This window comes from Streptomyces botrytidirepellens (assembly GCF_003721215.1).
GTDB classification, from domain to species: Bacteria; Actinomycetota; Actinomycetes; order Streptomycetales; family Streptomycetaceae; genus Streptomyces; species Streptomyces himastatinicus.
Genome location: NZ_RIBZ01000195.1, coordinates 1 through 5,274 on the forward strand (window position 1 = coordinate 1; position 5,274 = coordinate 5,274).

The window sequence follows — 5,274 nt, forward strand, 5'->3', positions numbered from 1 at the left end:
CCGGCCCAGGCCAAGCCCGCCAACCCCGTGTCCGGCGGCGTCGCCGCGCACAGCTCCCGCACCAGCGGGGGCGCCTCCGGCGCCGGCCGCACCGGCAACTCCGGGGGCGGCGGGTCCGCCCCCGCCCCCCGCTCGCAGAACAACAGCTCAGGCAACAACCCGGGAGGTGACCGGCGGTGACGGTCGATGCCCAGTCCCACGCCATCGCACCGCGCCGCACGTATCTGATCGGGCGTGCCCGCCCCAACGCGATCGTCGGCAAGAACCGCGAGACCGGTGAGATCGCGCTGATCATCGCGGGCGCGTTCATCGGGATGATGTGCGGGCTGCTGGTGCCGGTGCTGACGCTGCGCATCGTCGCCCTGGTCGGCTTCCCGACCGTCGCGCTGGCGGCCGTGTACGTGCCGTACAACGGGCGGACGTTCTACCGCTGGTTCGAGATCAACCGCTCGTACCGGCGCAGCGTCCGCAAGGGCACCACCGGCTACCGCTCCGGCGCCGCCGAGGCCGGTACCCGGCTCGACGGCCGCGAGGTGGAGGTCGGCCCGCCCCCCGGCATCGGCCGGATCAACTGGCTGGCCGCGCCGTTCGGCCCGGACGAGATCGCCGTCCTGCTGCACGCCGACCGCCGCACCGTCACCGCCGCGATCGAGATCGAGGGCCCGGGCGTGGGCCTGCGGGACAGCGAGGACCAGGAGGCGCTGGTCGACCGGTTCGGCACGCTGCTCAAGCACGTGGCCAACGGCGACGGCTTCGTGACGCGCCTCCAGATGCTGGCCCGCACCCTCCCCGCCGACCCGGACGCGCACGCCAAGGACGTCGAGCGGCGCGGCGACAACGGCGCCCCGGTGTGGCTCAAGGACTCGTACGACCAGCTTCAGTCGATGGTGTCCACCTCCTCCGAGCAGCACCGCGCGTACCTCGTCGCCTGCATGCACTACACCCGCGACCTGGCCGCCGAGGCGCAGGCCATCGCGCGCGCCACCCGCCGCAGCGGCGGTGGCGGCAGGATCGACAAGGACGCGGGCCTCGCCGTGATCATGGCGCGCGAGCTCACCGACATCTGCGCACGCCTCGCCGAGGCCGACATCCGGGTGCGCNATCTGCGCACGCCTCGCCGAGGCCGACATCCGGGTGCGCCAGCCCCTCGGGCAGGGCCGGCTGGCCTCGCTCATCCACTCCATGTACGACCCGGACCACCCCATCGACCACATCCAGGCGATGACCAAGCGCAACGCCTGGCCCGCCGAGTTGGACGCGATGGAGCCCACCTACCTCCAGGCGAAGACCCGCGAGTCCAGCACCCGTGAGCCGTGGTGCCACGCCACCGCGTGGGTGAAGGAGTGGCCCATGACGCCGGTCGGGGTGAACTTCCTCGCCCCGCTGCTCGTCCACACCCCCGATGTCATCCGTACGGTCGCCGTCTGCATGGATCTGGAGCCCACGGAGATCGCGATCGAGCGGATGCTGACCGAAAAGGTCAACGACGAGGCCGAGGCCAGCCGCGCCGCGAAGATGAACCGTACGGTGGACCCGCGCGACATCGCCGCGCACGGCCGGCTCGACCAGCGGGGCGAGGACCTGGCCAGCGGCGCCGCGGGCGTCAACCTGGTCGGCTACATCACCGTCTCCTCCCGCTCGCCGGAGGGTCTGGCCCGCGACAAGCGGACCATCCGGGCCTCGGCGGGGAAGAGCTATCTCAAGCTGGAGTGGTGCGACCGTGAGCACCACCGGGCGTTTGTGAACACGCTGCCGTTCGCGACCGGTATCCGCCGTTAGCCGACCGCATCTGATCGATAGCCGTTAGATAGCCGTTAGAGACGACTGACGACTGGGACTGGGACGATAGGGGCTCCGCCGTGGCCGATCCGATGACCGCCGTCACCGACGCGTTCACCAGCTTTCTGTTCGGGAAGGTGGAGACGACTCGGCTGCCGGTCCGTACGTCCACGGGGCAGGCGCAGGCCGTCTACCTCCCGACGGCGGCACCGGGCCTCGGCGACTCGGGCGTCATCATCGGGCGCGAGGTGTATTCCGGGAAGGGCTACATCTACGACCCGTTCCAGCTGTACGGCCAGCAGCTGCCCGCCCCGCACTGGCTGGTGCTCGGGGAGTCCGGCAACGGCAAGTCGGCCCTGGAGAAGACGTACGTACTGCGTCAGCTCCGGTTCCGCGACCGCCAGGTGGTGGTGCTGGACGCGCAGGGCGAGGACGGGGTCGGCGAGTGGAACCTGATCGCCCAGGAGCTGGGGATAACGCCCATCCGGCTCGACCCGATGGCGGCCCTCGACGGCGGCATCCGGCTCAACCCCCTGGACCCGTCGATCACGACGACCGGTCAGCTGGCCCTGCTCCGCACGATCATCGAGGTCGCGATGGGGCACGGGCTCGACGAGCGCTCCGGCTTCGCCCTCAAGGTCGCGCACGCCTACGTCAACGAGACCATCACCGACCGCCAGCCGGTCCTGACCGACATCGTCGAGCAGCTGCGCCACCCCGAGCCGGAGTCGGCGGAGGCGATGAACGTCGACCTGGACGACGTACGGGCCTGGGGCCTGGACGTCGCCCTGGTGCTGGACCGACTGGTCGACGGTGACCTGCGCGGCATGTTCGACGGTCCGACCACGGCCGGAATCGATCTCGACGCGCCCCTCATCGTCTTCGACCTGTCCCATATCGACCGCAACTCGATCGCGATGCCCATCCTCATGGCCATCGTGGGCGTCTGGCTCGAGCACACCTGGATCCGGCCCGACCGCAAGAAGCGCATCTTCCTGGTCGAAGAGGCCTGGCACATCATCAACTCGCCCTTCGTCGCCCAGCTCTTCCAGCGGCTGCTGAAGTTCGGCCGACGGCTCGGCCTGTCCTTCGTCGCCGTCGTCCACCATCTGTCCGACGTGGTCGACGGCGCGGCGGCGCGCGAGGCCGCGGCCATCCTCAAGATGGCCTCGACCCGGACGATCTACGCCCAGAAGGCGGACGAGGCCCGGGCCACCGGGCGGGTGCTGGGCCTGCCGCGCTGGGCGGTGGAGATCATTCCGACGCTCTCCCCCGGTATCGCGGTCTGGGACGTCAACGGCAACGTACAGGTCGTCAAACACCTGATCACCGAGGCCGAGCGCCCCCTCGTCTACACCGACCGGGCGATGACCGAGGATGCGATCGCCGTCCAGCTCGCCGCCGAGGCGGAGGCCGAGGAGCGAGCGGCGGCGGCGGTCGAGGCCGCGGCGGAGGCGGACCCCTACGGCGGTCCGTCGTACGGCTCCACGGTGGCCTGACGTGGCGGCCGGGCAGTACCGCGGCGGACCCGCGGAGCACGGTCACGGAAGACAGCCGTCCCCGCAGGGCGGCATCCCGGACGGGCTGCTGATCGGCCTCTTCGCCTTTCTGCTGGGCCTGATCGGGCTCATCTGGTCGGCGACCGGCCTGTCCGCGCTCTTCGCGCACGGCGCCTGGCCGGACGGCCTGACCTTCCTGCACACGCCCCTGGCGCTGCGCCATCTGGTGGAGGAGCCGCACAACCTGGCGGCGGCCTGGCCCGACACGCCGAAGGCCCAGCTCTCCGGGTACGGGCTGTTCTGGGGCGTCTTCATCAGCGAGCTGATGGTCCTGATCGTGCTCGCGGTCTTCGCGGTCGGCACGCTGGCCCGCTACCGGCTGGTCCGCGCCAAGCGCCGCGCCGCCCGGGCGGAGGCCGCGGAGCGCACTGCGGACGGCACGGGTACGGAGCGGGCCCCTGGCCCCGCGTACGCCCCCGAGGCCACCGAGCGGGGCACACCCCCGGAAGCCCTCACCCCACCCCTCCACGGGACGGGTACGGGCCCCACCGGACCAGGCGACGTGCACGGCCCGGCCGCCCGGCCGGAGCCCGCCGCACCCGACCATGCCGTTGCGCACAGCGCAGCCGTCGCCCCCGACGCGGTCACGCCCCACGGCACCGGAACGCACCACTCCACAGACCCGGTCGAGGCCGTCGCCCCGCCAGTCGCCGCGTACGAGACGGCAACCGGCCCCGTCGCCGCGGAACGCGCAGAGCGCGCTGAACGCACCAAGGCGTCCTCCCCGGCCCCGTACGGCCCGGAGGACAGCCCCCAGGGCCCCGCAGCGGCGCCACAGCCGCTGCCCACTCCCGGCGCCGACCTCGCCGCCGGACTCTTCCGCCCCGGCGGGGAACCGGCCCGGTCCCGCGTCCTCTTCGGCGCCGAGCGCGGCAACGCCGCCGCTCAGGCCATCCTGGAGGCGGTCGGCCCCGTCCTCACCCTCACCAGCGATCCCGATCTGTGGGCCGCGACCAAGGACGCCCGCGCCAAGTTCGGGCCGACCCATGTCTTCGACCCGTCCCACCTCCTCGACACCCCCGCCCGGCTGCGCTGGAACCCGGCGGACGGGTGCGGCTCCCGCGAGGTCGCGGCCGCCCGCGCCGCTGCCCTGCTGGCCCCCGTACGCCCCGCGCACGCGATGGACCAGCCCCTGGCGGAGGCCGCGGAGACGATGCTGCGCTGCTGGCTCCACGCCGCCGCGGTGGACGGCCGCCCCTTCCGCCACGTACACCGCTGGGCACAGGGCAGTTCGGCACATGAGCCGGTACGGATCCTCCGTACGCACCCCAAGGCGGCCGGCGGAGCGGCGGGCGAGCTGGAAGCCACCCTCACCGCGCACCCCGAACGCCGCGATATGGCCCAGGAACTGACGGCGCGTGCGCTGGGCGCACTCTCCTCGATCCACATTCGGGACGCGTGCAATCCGGCGCGGGCGGATGCGCTCGCCCTGGAGTCATTCATCGGTGAAGGGGGAACCCTTTATCTGATGGGGGAATCCATCGAGGATCCCCGGTCCCATCCGGGTGCGATGCCCTTGTTGACCGCACTCGCCTCACACGTGGTCGAGCACGGCCGGCGCATGGCCGAACGGTCATCCTCCGGTCGGCTCGACCCACCACTCACCCTGGTGCTGGACGACGTGGCCGCCGTGGCGCCGCTCCCGGCGCTGCCGGACCTGCTGGCCCAGGGCGCCGCACAGGGACTGCCCACGCTGGCGCTGATGCGCTCCCAGGAGCAGGCACGAGCCCGGTGGCCGCACCGCACGCTGGTCGGGTAAGGCCACGTAGGGCGTCTCCCCGGACAGCAGACACCAGACAGCGCCGGCTGACTGAGCTGTGCGAGAACAGCAAAAAGGCCCTGTTGGGAGCTTCAAGCTCCCAACAGGGCCTTTTCCAATATTTGTTCGGCGGCGTCCTACTCTCCCACAGGGTCCCCCCTGCAGTACCATCGGCGC

2 protein-coding genes and 2 pseudogenes are annotated in these 5,274 nt (G+C 72.0%); all 4 read left to right on the forward strand.

The genetic code is table 11. From position 1 onward, the window contains the following. Positions 1–180: pseudogene (locus EEJ42_RS51845) on the forward strand (hypothetical protein); the annotation flags it as partial. After that, positions 177–1,779 (forward strand): annotated as a pseudogene (locus tag EEJ42_RS15175) (SCO6880 family protein). The pseudogenes EEJ42_RS51845 and EEJ42_RS15175, both read left to right, overlap by 4 nt. An 80-nt stretch (positions 1,780–1,859) precedes the next feature. Beyond that, positions 1,860–3,278 carry an ATP-binding protein gene (locus tag EEJ42_RS15180; protein ID WP_123100477.1) on the forward strand — a complete coding sequence of 473 codons (1,419 nt, stop codon included), beginning with the start codon at positions 1,860–1,862 and terminating at the stop codon, positions 3,276–3,278. Between the two features lies 1 nt (position 3,279). Continuing rightward, complete coding sequence (locus tag EEJ42_RS15185; protein ID WP_123100478.1) at positions 3,280–5,097, forward strand: hypothetical protein; 1,818 nt, start codon at positions 3,280–3,282, stop codon at positions 5,095–5,097. Positions 5,098–5,274: the final 177 nt, after the last annotated feature.